The sequence below is a fragment of the Rheinheimera tilapiae genome (assembly GCF_042432165.1).
Lineage (GTDB): Bacteria > Pseudomonadota > Gammaproteobacteria > Enterobacterales > Alteromonadaceae > Pararheinheimera > Pararheinheimera tilapiae.
This window is the reverse complement of the sequence record NZ_JBHLXP010000004.1, coordinates 241,330-258,218: the sequence shown is the minus strand read 5'-3', so window position 1 is coordinate 258,218 and position 16,889 is coordinate 241,330. Positions and strand designations below refer to the sequence as shown.

General features: G+C 54.5%; 15 protein-coding genes. 8 read left to right on the top strand and 7 right to left on the bottom strand.

What is annotated here, in order from left to right; genetic code table 11:
* Positions 1-84: 84 nt before the first annotated feature.
* The 7 genes from ACFFJP_RS16005 to sstT form a co-directional block, all read right to left on the bottom strand.
* Positions 85-1,665, bottom strand: a complete 1,581-nt coding sequence (locus ACFFJP_RS16005) for a methyl-accepting chemotaxis protein (RefSeq protein WP_377246351.1) — start codon at positions 1,663-1,665, stop codon at positions 85-87.
* Between the two features lie 265 nt (positions 1,666-1,930).
* Positions 1,931-2,710, bottom strand: coding sequence for a 3'(2'),5'-bisphosphate nucleotidase CysQ (gene cysQ, locus ACFFJP_RS16000; RefSeq protein ID WP_377246348.1), 780 nt, complete (start codon positions 2,708-2,710; stop codon positions 1,931-1,933).
* A 15-nt stretch (positions 2,711-2,725) separates the two neighbouring features.
* Positions 2,726-3,355, bottom strand: a complete 630-nt coding sequence (gene cysC / locus ACFFJP_RS15995) for an adenylyl-sulfate kinase (protein WP_377246345.1) — start codon at positions 3,353-3,355, stop codon at positions 2,726-2,728.
* Between the two features lie 17 nt (positions 3,356-3,372).
* The gene (cysN, locus tag ACFFJP_RS15990; RefSeq protein ID WP_377246342.1) at positions 3,373-4,782 is read right to left on the bottom strand and encodes a sulfate adenylyltransferase subunit CysN; all 1,410 of its coding nucleotides are present in this window, start codon (positions 4,780-4,782) and stop codon (positions 3,373-3,375) included.
* Positions 4,782-5,684 carry a sulfate adenylyltransferase subunit CysD gene (gene cysD, locus ACFFJP_RS15985; protein WP_377246339.1) on the bottom strand — a complete coding sequence of 301 codons (903 nt, stop codon included), beginning with the start codon at positions 5,682-5,684 and terminating at the stop codon, positions 4,782-4,784. Before cysD ends, cysN begins: the two co-directional genes overlap by 1 nt.
* Positions 5,685-5,735: 51 nt before the next feature.
* A complete protein-coding gene (gene cysG, locus ACFFJP_RS15980; protein WP_377246544.1) occupies positions 5,736-7,145 on the bottom strand; it encodes a siroheme synthase CysG in 1,410 nt (469 codons plus the stop codon).
* Between the two features lie 253 nt (positions 7,146-7,398).
* Positions 7,399-8,631, bottom strand: a complete 1,233-nt coding sequence (sstT, locus tag ACFFJP_RS15975; RefSeq protein WP_377246336.1) for a serine/threonine transporter SstT — start codon at positions 8,629-8,631, stop codon at positions 7,399-7,401.
* 180 nt (positions 8,632-8,811) lie between these two features.
* Here sstT and ACFFJP_RS15970 point away from each other — a divergent pair, with 180 nt between their 5' ends.
* From ACFFJP_RS15970 to ACFFJP_RS15935, 8 genes are all read left to right on the top strand, one after another.
* The gene (locus ACFFJP_RS15970; protein ID WP_377246550.1) at positions 8,812-9,978 is read left to right on the top strand and encodes a tetratricopeptide repeat protein; all 1,167 of its coding nucleotides are present in this window, start codon (positions 8,812-8,814) and stop codon (positions 9,976-9,978) included.
* Between the two features lie 123 nt (positions 9,979-10,101).
* Positions 10,102-11,340 (top strand): hypothetical protein, encoded by a 1,239-nt coding sequence (locus tag ACFFJP_RS15965; RefSeq protein WP_377246333.1) that lies wholly within the window; start codon positions 10,102-10,104, stop codon positions 11,338-11,340.
* On the top strand, positions 11,330-12,388 hold the full coding sequence (locus ACFFJP_RS15960; RefSeq protein WP_377246330.1) for a sensor histidine kinase: 1,059 nt from the start codon (positions 11,330-11,332) through the stop codon (positions 12,386-12,388). The genes ACFFJP_RS15965 and ACFFJP_RS15960 overlap by 11 nt, the downstream gene beginning before the upstream one ends.
* Positions 12,385-13,236, top strand: a complete 852-nt coding sequence (locus ACFFJP_RS15955; RefSeq protein ID WP_377246327.1) for a LytR/AlgR family response regulator transcription factor — start codon at positions 12,385-12,387, stop codon at positions 13,234-13,236. Before ACFFJP_RS15960 ends, ACFFJP_RS15955 begins: the two co-directional genes overlap by 4 nt.
* A gap of 190 nt (positions 13,237-13,426) precedes the next feature.
* Positions 13,427-13,987, top strand: coding sequence for a hypothetical protein (locus ACFFJP_RS15950; protein ID WP_377246324.1), 561 nt, complete (start codon positions 13,427-13,429; stop codon positions 13,985-13,987).
* A gap of 57 nt (positions 13,988-14,044) precedes the next feature.
* Complete coding sequence (locus ACFFJP_RS15945) at positions 14,045-14,746, top strand: ABC transporter ATP-binding protein (RefSeq protein WP_377246321.1); 702 nt, start codon at positions 14,045-14,047, stop codon at positions 14,744-14,746.
* Positions 14,747-14,760: 14 nt separating this feature from the next.
* Positions 14,761-15,978: an ABC transporter permease gene (locus ACFFJP_RS15940; protein ID WP_377246318.1), complete on the top strand. Its 1,218-nt coding sequence runs from the start codon at positions 14,761-14,763 to the stop codon at positions 15,976-15,978.
* Between the two features lie 134 nt (positions 15,979-16,112).
* The gene (locus tag ACFFJP_RS15935; protein ID WP_377246315.1) at positions 16,113-16,877 is read left to right on the top strand and encodes an outer membrane lipoprotein-sorting protein; all 765 of its coding nucleotides are present in this window, start codon (positions 16,113-16,115) and stop codon (positions 16,875-16,877) included.
* Positions 16,878-16,889 lie beyond the last annotated feature (12 nt).

Sequence of the window (16,889 nt, the reverse complement as noted above, 5' to 3'; positions counted from 1 at the left end):
ACGGGCAGTTGACCGGTGCAGCACCAATTTTCTTTCACTGCACCCGTCTTTGGCCGAAATACCACAGTTGAAGTGGTGCAGCCCTCAGAGCTTAAACAGGCCCGCTGTGTTGCGTAATTGACCGGCCAGCCCGGTTAACGCCTGACTGGTCGATGCCACCGCCTGGTTGGCGGCACTTACCGACTGGCCATTTTGCTCAAACGCGGCGATCTCGTGTTTGAGCGAACGGGCTTTTTGCTGGGAGTGATTGGCCAAATCTGCGGCCTCCTGACTCACCCCCGCCAGCGTCAGGATCACCTGACGCCCGCTTTCCAGCGTTTGCACCAGCTGTCCGGCCAGCTCAACTGAGCGCTGCGCGGATTCACGGTTGGATTGCATATTGGCCACAGCAGCCTGGATCGAACTAACAATCTTCGCCAGCATATTGTTAATTTCCGCCGTAGATTGCTGTGTCCGCACGGCCAGCGTCCGTACTTCGTCCGCAACCACGGCAAAACCACGGCCCGATTCACCGGCGCGCGCCGCTTCGATCGCGGCGTTCAGGGCCAGCAAATTAGTTTGCGAGGCAATGTCGGCAATAGTTTTTACGACTCCAGAGACTTCAGTGCCCGTCGCCTGCAACGTCAGCAGCATTTGCCCTGTTGTTTCAATGTCCCCAGACAACTGACTAATACTGTCCGAAGTTTGCCGCACTTCGATCTGACTCTGCGACATGGCCGCCGCACCGGCATGTGCCGAACTGGCAGCATGCATCGAGCGGCTGACACTGTCTTCCATTTGCTGCTCCAGCTGCGCCATGCTGCTGACCAATACAGAGAGTGTTTTCTCCAGCTGCTGCACCGCACTTGAAGATTGCGCCGAACTACCCGCCAACGCGTCAACTGCCTGATTGATGCCGGAAATCGCGTGATAGATATCGGTGATGCCGCTTTTAAATACCCGAAGCAGCAAATTAACGCTGGCGGCCACACTGTTCACTTCTGCGACCGTATCTGTACTCAGGCTGCGGTTTAAATCGCGGCTATCCGCGACTTGCTGTAATTCGCCGGACAACCGGATGATCGGATTGGCAATTTGTTTTTGTGCCAACAGGAAAAAGCCAATGGCCACCGAGAGGATCAATAACACCAGCACCACAACAGTGGTACTGTTTTGCGCTAATGACCCGCTGATATTGGTGGTGCTGGTTTGTGCGTCTTTGGTGATATTGGCGGCGAGCTTTTCCAGCTGTTGATTCAGAGCGCCGGCAGCCTGATTAATGGCGCTGAGTTGTAAGCGGGCCTGGTCCCAATCCACTTGTGCCGCAGCCATCACCTGCAACAGCTGCTGTAAAGCTTGCTGCAGCTGTTGTTGCCCGGTCTGCAAGCCTTGCCCGCCGACTTTATCCAACACCTGCAGATGGCGTTGCAACGACTGTTCCATCCGTTGCTGTTTGTCGGTAAATTCCGCGCTTTTGATGGTCGTGCCGTAAAGCTCGTAGCCGGCAAGCACTTGCTGATGCGTCACATTCTGCAACGCTGATATGGCCTGTAACGCCGGCACGGATCGGTCAACAAAACCACCGACTTCGTGCATCAGCTGGCGATTGCTTTGGATCAGCAAGACAGCAGCAACAAGAGTGACGAAGAAAATAGCGGCATAACCGATAAAAATACGACTTTTCACTGAACCTGAACTAGCCAAGGAGCACCTGCCTGTTTCTGCTGTTGTCTGAATGAACAATAGAAAGACTGGCGCAAGGATAAAATTCTTTCAGGTCTTCGCAAAAAAATAGGATGCGCAACGGCGTGGTGCGGGCTTTGAAGTTTGTAATATTGGCGTAAGCCCGCAAAAGAAAGCGGTGACAAAGCGGTCTGCCTGGCCATTTGCAACCAAACAGCCCGGTGCCAGATTGGGCATCAATCCGGTACCGGGCAGAATGAAGGAGGAGTTATACCCGCACGACAAAATTGCCATTGCGCAAGTTTTCGCGCTGATAGGCCGGGCCTTCGACGCCGTCATATACGACACTGGCACCTGCGGCGGTGGCGATGATATGGCCGGCACCGGTGTCCCATAACATGGTTGGGCCAAAGCGTGGATAGATATGCGCTACGCCTTCGGCGACCAGACAGAATTTTAACGAACTGCCAACCGCCACCAGTTCATGCTGCGGAAACTGCGCCAGATACGGCTCTACTTCAGGCTGATAATGGCTTTTACTGCCGACCAGCCGTACCGTTTCACCGGCTTTTGGTGCTATGGCCTGAATAAGGCGTTCACCACTGCTGTCTGCGACAAAAGCTCCCAGCCCTTCGGCGCCGCTATAAGTCTTGCCCAGCACCGGCGCATGGATCACGCCGAGCACCGGCTCACCGGCGTCAATCAGTGCGATATTGACGGTGAATTCGCCGTTGCGTTTGATAAATTCTTTGGTGCCATCCAGCGGGTCGACCAGCCAGAAACGTTGCCAGTGTTGGCGCTCGCTCCACGGAATATCGGCGGCTTCTTCGGATAACACCGGAATGTCCGGCGTAAGCGTCTGCAGTTCGCGCATGATCAGCTGATGCGCGGCTAAATCGGCGGCTGTCAGCGGGCTGTCATCAGCTTTATTTTGCACATCAATGGCTTGTGGTTGATTGTAGATCGCCAGAATGGCATGACCCGCATCGATGCTGATGCGGCGGATTTGTGGCAACCAATGGCTGAGTTCAGCAGGTGTCGTTAACATTCAGGAAGGTCCCTGTCAGGATTGTGGCTGGATAATGCCACGTTGCTCCAGTAATTTCAGCAACTGCTGCACACTGTCATCCAGCGATAACACACCGGTATCCAGGCTAATCTCCGGCTGTAACGGCGCTTCGTAAGGGTCTGAAATCCCGGTGAAATTGGCGATTTCGCCACGGCGGGCTTTCTGATACAGGCCTTTGACGTCACGCTGTTCACAGACATCCAGCGAGGTGGCCACATGCACTTCAATAAAACGGCCTTCTGGCAAACTGGCGCGAATAGCATCGCGTTGGCTGCGCAGCGGCGAGACAAAGGCGCTTAATACAATCAGACCTGCATCCAGCATCAGACCGGCTACAGCCCCTACGCGGCGCAGGTTTTCATTGCGGTCGGCTTCACTAAAACCTAAACCGGCACACAAGCCATGGCGCACGTTATCGCCATCCAGCAGATAGGTGTGGGCGCCGCGCTGCAGCAATGCCTGCTCCAAAGCGCCGGCGACGGTCGATTTGCCGGCACCGCTTAAGCCGGTGAACCACAACACCACCGCCTGCTGCTGTTTCTGCGTTTCGCGCTCGCTGCGGCTGACGGCATGTTGTTGCCAAACGATGTTATTGGCGTTGATTGACGCTGGAGCCTGACCCATCTGCTGTTTGCCTTCTATTACAACTTACTGATATCAACTGCCTGCCAGTGCGGGAAATGTTTACGCACTAAGGCGTTAAATTCCAGCTCAAAAGCACTGAACTCAGCACGGCTGCTGCTTGACGCCAGCGCGCTGTCGACCATGCCGGCACCGACGGTGATATTGCTGATCCGGTCGATAAAAATAAAGCCACCGGTGTCGCGGTTCTTGCTGTACGGGTCAAATACCACGGCTTCGGTCAGTTCCAGCTCAACCAGCGCGATACTGTTCAGACTCAGCTCGGTAGCGGCATGCTCTTCCAACGTGTTCACATCAATGCTATGCGCAATGGCAGTGACTGTGCCTGGTACTTTTTTCGTGCCGAGTTTGATGTTGTATTGCTTGCCGATGTTCAGCGGATCTTCATGCATCCACACCACTTTGGCCAATATCCGGTTCGACACACTGGCATGATGCTGCGCAGGCACAATCACGTCACCACGGCTGATGTCGATTTCATCAGTCAGCGTTAATGTGACCGCCTGACCGGCATAAGCTTCCGGCAATTCGCCATCGAAAGTCACAATGGATTTCACCACAGAGCCTTTGCCTGACGGTAAGGCAACCACTGCATCACCAACTTTAAAGCTGCCAGAGGCAACTGTACCGGCAAAACCGCGGAAGTCCAGATTCGGTCGGCTGACATACTGCACTGGCAACCGCGCTTCAAACGCATGATTAAAGCCAGTCACCGGCGCATCTTCTAACAGCGCCAGTAACGTCGGGCCCTGATACCAAGGTGCTTGCGCCGAGCGGTTCACCACGTTGTCACCATTTAACGCTGACAGTGGCACAAACTGAATATCCGGTACCTGTAGCTGCGCCGCAAAAGCTAAATACTCTTGGCGGATCTCGTCATAACGCGCTTCAGAGAAGCCGACTAAATCCATTTTATTGATGGCCACGACAAACTGCTTAATGCCCAGCAGTGAACAGATAAAGCTGTGGCGACGGGTCTGCACCTGCACGCCGTAGCGCGCGTCGACCAGAATAATCGCCAGGTCGCAGTTTGAAGCGCCGGTCGCCATATTGCGGGTGTACTGCTCATGGCCCGGCGTATCGGCGATGATAAATTTCCGTTTGGACGTGGAGAAATACCGGTAGGCCACATCAATGGTAATACCCTGCTCACGTTCAGCCTGTAAACCGTCGACCAGTAACGCCAGATCAATGGCTTCACCGGTGGTGCCGTGGGTTTTGCTGTCTTTATGCAAAGCCGCCAGCTGATCTTCATAAATCTGTGCACTGTCATGCAACAGACGGCCAATTAAGGTGCTTTTACCATCATCGACCGAGCCACAGGTTAAAAACTTCAACAAAGATTTGTGTTGCTGCTGCTTGAGGTATTCTTCGATCCCCAGCTGTTCGAGTTCAATTGCCACTGACATCAGAAATAGCCCTCACGTTTTTTCTTTTCCATCGACCCGCTGGAATCGCTGTCAATGACCCGGCCTTGCCGTTCACTGGAACGCGATAACAACATCTCTTCAATAATGCCGGTTAACGTCGTCGCTTCCGACTCGACAGCACCGGTCAGCGGGTAACAACCTAAAGTCCGGAAACGCACCAGTTTCTGCTCCGGTACTTCGCCCGGATTGAGCGGCATCCGGTCATCGTCGACCATAATCATGGTGCCATTGCGTTCAACCACCGGGCGGTGCGCAGCAAAATACAGCGGCACTATGTCGATGTTTTCCTGATAGATGTATTGCCAGATATCCAGTTCAGTCCAGTTGGACAGCGGGAACACCCGGATACTTTCGCCTTTATTGACCTGACCGTTATAGGTATGCCACAGCTCAGGCCGCTGGTTTTTCGGGTCCCAGCGGTGGTACTGGTCACGGAATGAATAAATCCGCTCTTTGGCGCGGGATTTTTCTTCATCCCGGCGTGCGCCACCAAAGGCCGCGTCAAAACCATATTTGTTCAGCGCTTGTTTCAGGCCTTCGGTTTTCATCACGTCGGTATGTTTAGCGCTACCGAAAGTGAACGGGTTCATGCCCATTGCCAGACCTTCCGGGTTTTTGTGCACGATCAGTTCAAAATCGTAGTCTTTAGCCAAGCGATCCCGAAACGCGATCATCTCGCGGAATTTCCAGTCGGTATCGACATGCAGCAGCGGGAACGGGATCTTGCCCGGGTAAAAGGCTTTGCGCGCCAGATGCAACAGCACCGACGAGTCTTTACCAATGGAATACAGCATGACCGGATTATCAAATTCGGCCGCTACTTCACGGAAGATCTGAATACTTTCCGCTTCGAGCTGTTGTAAGTGCGTTAGGGTCGGCATATCAGTTACCTTGCTATAAAAACTATTCAATTCAATACGGTTGACTTGCGATCAATTCAGCGGCGTGATCTGCGCACGCGGTGTTTGCGCGCCATACCAGGCCAATTTTTTCTGCAGCGCCACCACTTCGCCAATCACCAGCAAGGCCGGCGATTGCACCTGGTGTTGCTCAATCAATGCCGCCAGCTGCCCCAGCGTGCCGGTGAACACCCGCTGCTCAGGTCGCGTACCGTTTTCCAGAATGGCGACCGGCGTGTCTGCTGATCGGCCTGCAGCCAGCAGCTGCGCCTGAATATGCGCCGATTTCATCAGGCCCATATAAATCACTAAAGTTTGGTTCGGCCGGCTGAGGCTTTGCCAGTCCGGCTCTTTGCCGTCTTTCTGGCAATGTCCGGTGACAAACTGCACCGCCTGCGCATAGTCGCGGTGCGTCAGCGGAATACCGGCGTAAGCGGCACAACCTGCGGCAGCGGTAATGCCCGGCACCACCTGAAACGGGATTTGATGCGGCAACAAGACTTCGATTTCTTCCGCACCGCGGCCAAAAATAAAGGGGTCGCCGCCTTTTAACCGGCAGACTTTTTTGCCTTCCAGCGCGAGCCTAATCAGCAAAGCATTGGTCTCTTCCTGCGCCACTGAATGCGCGCCGGCTTTTTTGCCGACACAAATCAGCTCGGCGTCACGGCGCACCAGCTGCATAATCGGCTCCGACACTAAGTAGTCGTACACCACGACATCGGCCTGTTGCATCAGCTGCAGCGCTTTGAGCGTCAATAACTCCGGATCACCAGGCCCGGCGCCGACGACAAAGACTTCACCGCGCAGTGGCTGATGGCCATCGAGCATTTGCTCCAGTGTATCTTCCGCCGCCTGTGGCTGGCCGCTTTGCAGCAAACTCACCACTTTAGAGCTGAATACCTGTTCGTAAAACTGCCGGCGGGCGGCAAAATTGTCCAGCTTCTGCTGCACGTTTTTACGAAACTTCCCCACCAACGTGGCCAAAGGCCCCAGATGCTGAGGTAACAAAGTTTCTAACTGTTCGCGCAGCCGGCGCACCAGCACAGGCGCAGTGCCGCCACTGGAAATCGCGATTTGAATAGGCGCGCGGTTAATAATGGATGGGAAAATAAACTCGCATTTGTCCTGGTCGTCGACGGTATTCACCCAGACCTGACGCGCCGTGGCGGCCTGATGCACCGCAGCATTGACGGCATCATCGTCCGTCGCAGCGATGACCAGCCAGTGACCAGAGATTTGCGCAGGCTGAAAATCGCCCTGCACCAGCACGGCTTTGCCCTGCGCAGCCCAATGTTGGAAATCCGTTTCAAACTGATGCGACACCACGGTCAGCACAGCGCCAGCATCCAGCAGCGCCCGCGCTTTACGCAAGGCAACGTGACCGCCGCCTATCAGCAGCACGGCTTTGCCAGTCAAATCAGTGAAAATCGGTAAATACTGCACGCTCAGGTCCCCACGGGCTCTTGCCTTAGTCAGGCTCAGATCATCGACACACCATACTGCATTTGAGTAAAACACAGCGGGGTTATCCAATATGGCTGCGATATTAGACGTCTAAACGTCCTGAATCCAAGAAGCAAATCGGCTCAGATATAACTAAAAGGAATTAGCGGCTTGGTTTTGGGACTTTAGGAGGATTCAAAGGTGGGTTATCAGCAGAGGCCGGCGTCTGGCGACACCGGCCAAGGCGACAAAATCAGGCACCAGCGCGCTGACTAACAGCTGCGGTAAACACCACATCTGTTGAACTATTCAGTGCAGTTTCGCAGGAATCCTGCACCACACCGATGATAAAGCCAACCGCAACCACCTGCATCGCAACTTCCGCCGGAATACCAAACAGGCCACAAGCGAGTGGGATCAATAAGAGAGAACCACCGGCCACACCAGAGGCACCACAGGCACAGATCGCCGCAACCACACTTAACAACATCGCGGTAGCAAAATCGACCGGAATGCCCAAGGTATGCACTGCAGCCAGCGTCAGCACTGTAATAGTGATCGCAGCTCCGGCCATGTTAATAGTGGCACCAAGCGGAATTGACACTGAATAGGTATCCTCATCCAGTTTCAGCTTTTCACACAGCATCATATTAACCGGAATATTGGCGGCTGAACTGCGGGTGAAAAATGCCGGCACACCGCTTTCACGCAAACAGGTCAGCACCAGCGGATAAGGATTGCGCCGCGTTGTGATAAACACCAACAGCGGATTGATCACAAAAGCAATAAAGGCCATCGAACCAACCAGCACAGCCAGTAAGTGGCCATAGCTGGCGAGGCCAGCAAAACCAGTGGTAGCGACAGTTTCAGCCACCAGACCAAAAATACCGATAGGCGCTAACCGAATGATTAACGTCACCAGATGCGAGACACCGTGCGAAATATCGCTGAATACTTTTTTCGTCGTGCTGTTGGCGTGATGCAGACCAAGACCAAAACCGATAGACCAGGTTAAAACGCCGATAAAGTTGCCGGTCAGCAGCGCATTGACCGGGTTATCGACTGCCTGAAACAGAATGCCTTTGAGCACCTGGCCAATGCCTTCCGGTGCTGTCACCGCTTGTTGGGCGTCGCTCAGGATTAAACTGCTTGGGAACAGAAAACTGGCGCCTACTGCAGTCAGCGCCGCTAAAAAGGTGCCGAGTAAATACAGCACCAACACCGGTTTCATTTTGGCCTGGCCACCGATTTTGCGGTTAGCAATGGCGGATGCCACCAGCACAAACACCAAAATAGGCGCGACTGCTTTTAACGCTTTAACAAATAACGCACCCAGCATCGCAACTGATTGACCTGCCTCTGTCGACCAGCTCGCCAGTGCGACACCTAAAATCATGCCCAATAAAATTTGTGGCACTAAACCAAAATGGGCAAAAAAGCCCTTTTTCGGAATTTCAGCGCCTGATACTGTTGTTTTTGTTGTCATTATAGGAATTTCCAAATGGAGTACTGCCTGATTCTGCCGTGTCCGAACGGGCGGAGCAAGGCTGACCAGCATAGATGTGGCTAAACCACCGGTTGTATGCGACAGATCCCGCTTATTTACTGCTGGAATTCAGTGTTGTCTCTGTGTTAACAATATGAAAAATTCTAACGGAGTCTATTCATGCGGTTGATGGCTTTATTCCTCAGTATCTGTCTGGCCGGTTGCGCGCAACAAGTACCCCTGGCTACTGCAAACCAGGCCCAGCAGACGAATGCAGTCGTGCAACCGCCGATACGAGCGAAAGCACCGCAGATCCCGCCGCAGATTTTCGCTACTGCCGCCGCTGTACCGGACCTCGCGGAACTATCGCAACTGACAGCCGCGCAGCAACAAGATTTCCTCAGCTATTTCCATGACCCGCTTTATGCCGGGCAAAAACCCGAGTATCGGCTGTACAGCTATATGCAAAACGTGCTGGCTGTGTTTCAGTTTAACGGCAACACCACCAGCGCCAGTGAGGTGATGCGCACCGGTTCGGCCAATTGTGTCAGTCTCGCCTTGCTAACCAAGGCACTGGCTGATGTCGCCGACATTGAAGTTCGATTCCGGGCAACCTACCGGGAACCCGTCATCGATATTCGTGGCGACTTGTTGTTACAGGCCACGCATGTGCGCAGCTACCTGAACGCGGATCCGGATTCCAGCATGATCAGCCCGCTGTACATCGATTATTTCCGCGGTCCCATCAGCTATCAGGGTGATTTTCTCAGTGACGCCCGGTTCTTCGCTACTGTATTCAACAATTTGGCGGCGGAAGCTTTGCTGCGTGGTGAGCTTGATCAGGCGTATGCACTGATACAGACCAGCCTGCAGCAGGATGACCAATTCGTCCCGGCAATTAACCTGATGGCGGTTTTATTGCGTCGTCAGCAACAGCCAGAGCTGGCACAACAATGGTATCAATATGGCCTTGCGATTGCCCCGCAGCAGCTGGCGCTGTTAAACAACTATCAGGTGCTGGCGATACAACTGGGCGACCAGCCGCTGGTGCAGCAGTTAGAACAGCAACTGGCGCTGGCTGACAGTGACGATCCTTTTGAGCTGTATATTCAGGCGGTCCAGGCGGAGCAAGCTGGTCGCGAGGCGCTGGCAATCAGCTTCTATCAGCGGTTACAAAAACGAGTGCCCTATCTATTGCAAGCGAATCAGGCGCTGGTACGGCACTATCTGAAAAATCATCAATACCAAGCCGCGCGACAGCTACTCGAACAGGCGCTGGAATATAGTTACGAGCCAGAAAAGCGTTCGTTACTAGAGCACAAACTGACAATGCTACGAACTATGTAGCAAATCCAACAGCTGGTCGGCGTTTTTGACCTTTGGTCAGCGCGCAGAGCAGCAGTGAACCACTGCTTTTATCCTGTCCGCACAGCCTTTCCCGGGTTGAGTTGAATGAACAGGAGTGGATCTATGTCGTGGTGGTATCCAACAATGGCTTTGGTACTGAGTGCTAGTCTGAGCTTCAGCACGAGCGTGCAGGCGGCACAGCCAGATCTGCAATACCGTGTACTCGGCAGCAACGCCAAAGGCGACAGCCGGTTACGGGGGCCACAGCATCAGCAATTGCTGCTGCAGACCCTCGATTTACAATGGCAAAACCAGCTTGGCACCAACCAGCAATTTCAGCTCGCCAGTACATTGTGGCGCACAGATCCGCAGCAGCCGGCCGGCGCCACATCGAAGCAAAAGCTGGAATTCTCCGAAGCTTACTGGAGCATTGACGAAGGCAACTGGAGTTTCAGCGCCGGCAAACGCAAACGCGATTTTGACGTGAATTATGGCCTGCGGCCGCTGGATTTATTTTCTCCGACCGACACTTTAGCGCTCTACACCGTCGTCGCACCCGGCGTCTGGCAAGCGGCTGCCGATTGGTTTGGTGCCGACAATGCCTGGACTTTACTGTGCAATCAGACGGAACAAGTGTTTCGCCGCTATGGCCAAACTCTGCCCGCCAGCACCGGTTGTGGCGCGCGTTATTACCAGCAGGCCGGCGATCTGGAGTGGCAGGCGCTGGCGCATTATGACGAGGACATCGGATGGCGCGTTGGCGCCAGTCAGGTCTGGGTGCTCAATGCAGGGCTGGCGCTGCAGGGTAGTCTGCTTTGGCAGCAGCACTATTGGACCAATCACTGGATCAAATGGCCCACGTCACAACAGCCGGCTGGCGCCGGAGTCGGAACCGGCATCGATCGCCCGCTGGCTGATGCTTTGCAACAACAAGGTGCCTGGCAGCTCAGTACCGGCCTGAATTACACCGCTGCCGCCGGCTGGAATCTGATACTGGAATATAGCTATGACGGTCAGGCCAGCGCCGACAGGGACTGGCAGGCGCTGCAACAACGGCTGCAAGGCCCGGCGCTGCAAACGCGGGAACGACAAAGCAGTCTGCAATTGTTCAGTGGCCGCCAGCTGACGCGGCAACAATGGTTGCTGCATCTGCGCGCTGAAGGCGACTGGCACCCGTCACTGACGTTGCTGTATCAACCAGCGGTAACAGGATTGTTAATCTCAGGGGCTGTCAGTTATAGTGTCAGCGATCAGTTTAAAATTAACTTAGGGATCAAGCACTTCGCTGGCCCTGCCGATAGCAGCTTCCGTCTGCTTGGCAAAAAACACGAAGTCGTAGCCGGAGCCCAATATGCCTTCTGACAGCCCACCCGTCCATTGCAAAGGACAACCCCCGTTCTGGCGCGATCAACTAAACCTGATTGTGCCTTGTTCTTTGTTGGCACTGCTGTTCACGTTATTTGGCATGGGGCCGTTGTGGCTACAGTTGGTTTACGCCAACGGCATAGGCCTGACCATGCGCACAACGATCCGCTGGCTGCAGCGCAACAGACCTGCGCTGTCGATGACACTCAATACACTTCTCGCCTTGGCGCTGGCCGGTTTGCTTTGGTTTGGCTTGCCGCTGGGCTGGACCTGGTGGCAGCTCAGTGCAGCCGGCAAGGAGTTTAAACCCGGCTTTGACTTGTCGCTGCTCGGCATCGTACTGGTGGTCAGCGTGGCGATGACGGCGTTTTATTATCTGCTGGATCAACGCTTTCAATTACAACAACAGCTGATGCAAACCGCGCTGAAACAATCGGAGCAGGAAAAACAGCTGCTGGAACAACAGCTGAAACTGCTGCAATCGCAAATCGAACCGCATTTTTTGTTTAATACGCTGGCCAATGTGCAGGCGTTGATCCGGATTGAACCACAACAGGCCAGTCAGATGCTGGCCGCCTTAACGACCTTGTTACGTCAAAGTCTGGACCAGACCCGCGCTCAGCTGGTGCCGCTGGCCGATGAAATCAGCTTCAGCCGCGCTTATCTGCAAATTCAGCAAATTCGTCTCGGTGAGCGTTTGCAGCTGGACTGGCAACAAAGCGACGACCTGCCACTGCAACTGCAGGTTCCGCCGGTGCTGTTGCAACCTTTGTTAGAAAACGCCTTGCAGCACGGCGTTGAACCGGTGCGTAGCGGCGGTCAGCTGCAAGTCCGGCTTTTTGTTGAACAGCAGAAGTTTTGTTGTGTGCTGAGCAACTCGATCCCGTCCGTTAGCGACATTCCGTCGCAAGGCGGTCATCAGGGACAAGGCATTGGCCTCAGTAATACCCGCGCACGGCTACAACAACGATATGGCGATTTGTCTGGTTTAACTTTAACGCTGGCCGACCATCAGGCCATTGTCCGTCTGGAGATCCCGTTGTGAATACTGGTCTGAATTCGAGTGTAAATCCTGCGGCCCCACGTCTGTTAATTGCCGATGATGAACCGTTATTACGCCGCCATTTGCAGGCACTGCTGGCAGAATTCTGGCCAGAAGCACAGACCACATTGGCCGAAGATGGCGCTGTGGCATTAACTTTGTGTCAGCAGCAACAGTTCGACGTCGCTTTTCTGGATATTCAGATGCCGGGCTTAGATGGTCTGCAGTTATTGCGCGAGTTACGCCGGTTGCCCGCGCCGCCTTTGGTCGTGTTCAGCACCGCCTATAACCAGCATGCGGTCAGTGCTTTTGAACTGGAGGCGGTGGATTATCTGTTAAAGCCTTTAGAAGAAGCGCGGCTGCAGCAGTGCATCACACGCCTGCAACAACGACTGAGCCAGCAGCAAAAGCCACAGGCCAATTTACTGCATTTACAACAGCTGTTGAGCCAGTTGCTTCCCACAGCTGCAGGAACGCTGCCGCTGAACGAAGCCCCGGAAGTAAAAGCTGCAACGTCTGAGACAGAGCCACTGCGCTGGATCAAGGCCAGCCAGCGCGACACTATTCATTTACTGGATGTCGCCGATGTCGACTTTTTCCTCGCCGAAGACAAATACACCACAGTGGACAGCGCCGGCCAGCAATACCTGATCCGCACCTCAATCGCCACCTTAGAGCAACAGCTCGACCCGCAGCTGTACTGGCGCATTCACCGCGGCTGCATAGTCCGGGTAAAAAGCATCCTGAAAGTCGAACGCGACGAGTTTGGCCATATGACGCTAGTGCTGAAAAACAACCCGACGGAACTTGCCGTCAGCCGCGCTTATCAGCATTTATTTCGGCAGCATTAGGAAACGATCTCGTTTAACAAGCTCACTACCGCGCAGTCTGCGACTTGCTGTCCACCATTCAGCGCCGTTTTTTACCATTCAGCGCCATTTTTGCCCGTCTGTCAGCTCAGTCTGCAGCTTGTTCGCTGAGCCCTTAAAGTCACTCCATCAGGCCACTATGCCCAACCGGCCTCAACTCAGGAGAGACAACATGAATACAACTCACTTCTTCCGCCCACTGTTACTGACCTCAGCGCTGATCCTGACCACGCCAGCCATGGCGAATAACTGGATGTCCGTTTATCAACAAGGCGTACAGGGCGATGCGACCGCCAACGAACAGGCCATTGCGACGCTGAGCACCGCCAGCGCTGCTGCCCCGGAAGATCTGCAGTTGCAGGCGATGCTGGGAGCTGTCGAAACAGCGGCGGCTAAGCATGCCATGCTGCCGTGGAACAAAATGAAAGCGGCCGAACAAGGCCTCAGCAAACTGGATAAAACGCTGCGTCAGTTAGACCCGCAAGACCGTACACAGGCCATAGTGACGATGCAGGTCCATACCATCGCTGGTTGTACTTTTATCAATCTGCCCGACCTGTTTAACCGCTTTGAAGAAGGGTATGCCCTGCTGAAAAACCAAATTCAAAGCCCGGCGTTCGGTTTTGCACCCGCAGCAGCGCAACAAGCCCTGTATAGCTGTGGCGCCAAAGCCGCCAGCAAAGCCGGTGACGAAGCATTGGCTAAAACCTGGCAACAGCAAAGCGCGCAGTGAACAAGCCAACTACTCTAGCCAACGACTCAAGCCAATAGATCAGGCAAGGAAACAGCCATGCTGACTTTTCAACACTTAAGCAAAACTTACGGCAGCGGTTTGTTGCAAAACACCGCATTAAAGGATGTCAGCGCCGACATCAGCTGTGGCGAAATGGTGGCTTTATGCGGCCCGTCCGGTAGTGGCAAGTCCACCTTGCTGAACCTGCTCGGACTGCTCGACACGCCAACGCAAGGCCAGATTTGGCTGGATCAGCAGCCGGTGCCAACAGATCCGGCCGCTCTGGCCCAACTGCGCTGCCGGGCTATTGGCTTTATCTTCCAGCGCTATAACTTACTACCGGTGCTGACTGCGCTGGAAAACGTCGAATATCCGCTGCAGTTGCTTGGCGTCGCCAAATCAGAACGGCGGGCGCGCGCCATGGCACTGCTGGAGGCGGTTGGCGTTGGTCAATTTGCCGGCCAACGCCCGGACCAGTTATCCGGCGGCCAACAACAACGCGTCGCGATCGCGCGGGCTTTAGTCAAAGCGCCACCACTGGTGATTGCGGACGAACCGACGGCCAACCTCGATGGCGTCAGCGCTGCACAAGTGATTGATTTGATGCAGCAACTTGGTCGTGATGCCAACACCACTTTTTTAATTGCCAGCCACGATCCACGGCTGTACGAGCGCTGCTCGCGGTTGTTAACCCTCAAAGACGGCGTGCTGGTGGAAAACCAGCCGCAAAGCCTTAACCCAGCGCGCCGCGCCGGCTAACAAGGAGAATCATCATGTTTCAGGCCGCATTACTCAATCTATGGCGCCACCGCCGCCGCACGCTGTTCACCGGTCTGGTCTGTAGTGCCGCCATGACCGCTGTGTTATTGGGGGCTGGTTTTGCCCTGTTTACTTATCAGTCGCTGGCGGAAAAAGCCGCGCGCGATTTGGGTCATCTGACCCTGAGCCACCCGGATTATTTCTTAGATAACGAAGATGTACCGTTGCAACACGGCATCAACCGCGACCCGGCGCTAGAAAAACGTCTGCTGGCGCGCGACGACGTCAAAGCGGTGTTACCTCGCTTACAGTTTTCCGGCCTGGTTTCCAACGGTGAAAAATCGACGATTTTCCTCGGCAGTGGCGTCGATGGCAGCGAGTTCCAGTTAAAAGGCCCGTTCCTGCAAATCAAAGCAGGCGGCGTGTTACCGCCGGCCTATCTCAGCAAAGCCGACGACAGCATTCCGCTGCTAATTGGTGAAGGCCTGGCGGCCATTTTAAAAGCCAAAGTCGGTAGTGAATTGAGCCTGATGTCTGCCACCAGTACTGGCGCGCTGAATGCGTTAGATGTAGTGGTCGTTGGGATCTTTTCTACCGGCGTGCCGGACCTGGATAAACGCCAGTTATATCTGCCGATCAAAGCTGGCCAGCAATTACTGCAAAGCGACAAAATCAGCGAACTGAATATCTATTTACTGCACGACCAACACCAAGACGAGCTGGCGGCCGCGCTGCAGAGCGAATTACCGGATAGCAAAGTGACGCCCTGGCAAGACCGCGCCTTTGTATTTAAAGCCGTGCGCGACCTATACAACCGCATTTTCGGTACTCTCGGTATCCTGATGTTATTGCTGGTGTTATTCGCCGTCGGCCATGGCATTTCGCAAGTGGTGACTGAGCGCACCCGCGAAATTGGCACTATGGCTGCGCTTGGCGAGCGCCGCAGCCGCATCGTCGGTAACTTCGTACTGGAAGCCTTGCTGTTAGGTGCCTTTAGCGCCGTCGTCGCTACCCTGTCGACCTTAGTTTGCTGCGAATTGCTGCGCCAGTTTAAAGTGATGATGCCACCGCCACCAGGCTCCAGTCAGGGCTACCCACTGATGATCAGTTTCAGTGCCGAACTGACCCTCTATGCCGGCCTGGTGTTGATGGCGGTCTGTATGTTGTTTGCGCTGAAAGCCAGTCTGAGCGCCGCGCGTAAGCCGTTAGTGGAAGCGTTGGGGTTTGTTTAACTAACACTCGTTGGCAGCTGGTCCGCACCGGCTGCCATCTGGCGGCGCCAGCAACCGTTGGTCAGAGCGCTCTGCAACAAAAACCAATCTTCATTAGTCTGCTTCTAAACCTAAGCACGGTAAGGAACTGCACCATGACACAGAAACTGAATACATTTTCCCGTCTGACGACACTGATCCCGACTTTGTTACTGCTCGGCAGCGCCCTCAATGTCAGCGTCGCCGCTGAATTACCACTGCCGCAGGCGCAGCAATATCTGGCGACCGCCGAACAGTTTCGCGGACCGCAACAAAGTTTTGTGCTGCAGGGCCGGATTGAAACCATCAAGGCCGGTCGCAGCGAAAAAATGCAGCCGTATCAGCTGTTGTCGGGCGAAGATCGCAAGTCGCTGGTGATTTTCACTGGAGGCACCAGCCAGGGGCAAAAAGTGTTATTGCAGGACCAGCAATTCTGGTTACAGCTACCAGGCAGCCGCCGCGCGCTGCGCATCACGCCGCTGCAAAAGCTGATGGGCGAAGCGTCCAGCGGTGATGTCGCAACACTGAATTGGCAACAGGATTACCAGTTGGTGGCCGCAGATACACAAAGTGAAGGTATTCAGCTGAGCCTGCAGGCCAAGCGCGAAGGCTTGAGCTATCAACGCATTGAGCTATGGGTCAGCAGCACCGATCAATTCCCGCTGCGGGCTGAGTTTTATCTGCCATCCGGCAAACAGGCCAAATCCGCCCGTTTTGTCCGCAGCAGTAACAGTGAAGCACCGCGCGTGGTCGCAATGGAACTGCTGGACCGGATGCAAAGCAAAGACGTGACGGTGCTGCATTACGATGTGGTGACACCACAAACTTTGCCGGCACGGTTATTTAATCCGCAGGCGCTCAGCACTGTGCAGGCGATATAACCTTTAGCCAGA

Excerpts from the sequence above, each read along its gene's own strand:
- cysQ (WP_377246348.1), bottom strand. The coding sequence starts at position 2,710 with ATGTTAACGACACCTGCTGAACTCAGCCATTGGTTGCCACAAATCCGC.
- cysC (WP_377246345.1), bottom strand. The coding sequence starts at position 3,355 with ATGGGTCAGGCTCCAGCGTCAATCAACGCCAATAACATCGTTTGGCAA.
- cysN (WP_377246342.1), bottom strand. The coding sequence starts at position 4,782 with ATGTCAGTGGCAATTGAACTCGAACAGCTGGGGATCGAAGAATACCTC.
- cysD (WP_377246339.1), bottom strand. The coding sequence starts at position 5,684 with ATGCCGACCCTAACGCACTTACAACAGCTCGAAGCGGAAAGTATTCAG.
- sstT (WP_377246336.1), bottom strand. The coding sequence starts at position 8,631 with ATGACAACAAAAACAACAGTATCAGGCGCTGAAATTCCGAAAAAGGGC.
- ACFFJP_RS15970 (WP_377246550.1), top strand. The coding sequence starts at position 8,812 with ATGCGGTTGATGGCTTTATTCCTCAGTATCTGTCTGGCCGGTTGCGCG.
- ACFFJP_RS15965 (WP_377246333.1), top strand. The coding sequence starts at position 10,102 with ATGTCGTGGTGGTATCCAACAATGGCTTTGGTACTGAGTGCTAGTCTG.
- ACFFJP_RS15960 (WP_377246330.1), top strand. The coding sequence starts at position 11,330 with ATGCCTTCTGACAGCCCACCCGTCCATTGCAAAGGACAACCCCCGTTC.
- ACFFJP_RS15950 (WP_377246324.1), top strand. The coding sequence starts at position 13,427 with ATGAATACAACTCACTTCTTCCGCCCACTGTTACTGACCTCAGCGCTG.
- ACFFJP_RS15945 (WP_377246321.1), top strand. The coding sequence starts at position 14,045 with ATGCTGACTTTTCAACACTTAAGCAAAACTTACGGCAGCGGTTTGTTG.
- ACFFJP_RS15940 (WP_377246318.1), top strand. The coding sequence starts at position 14,761 with ATGTTTCAGGCCGCATTACTCAATCTATGGCGCCACCGCCGCCGCACG.
- ACFFJP_RS15935 (WP_377246315.1), top strand. The coding sequence starts at position 16,113 with ATGACACAGAAACTGAATACATTTTCCCGTCTGACGACACTGATCCCG.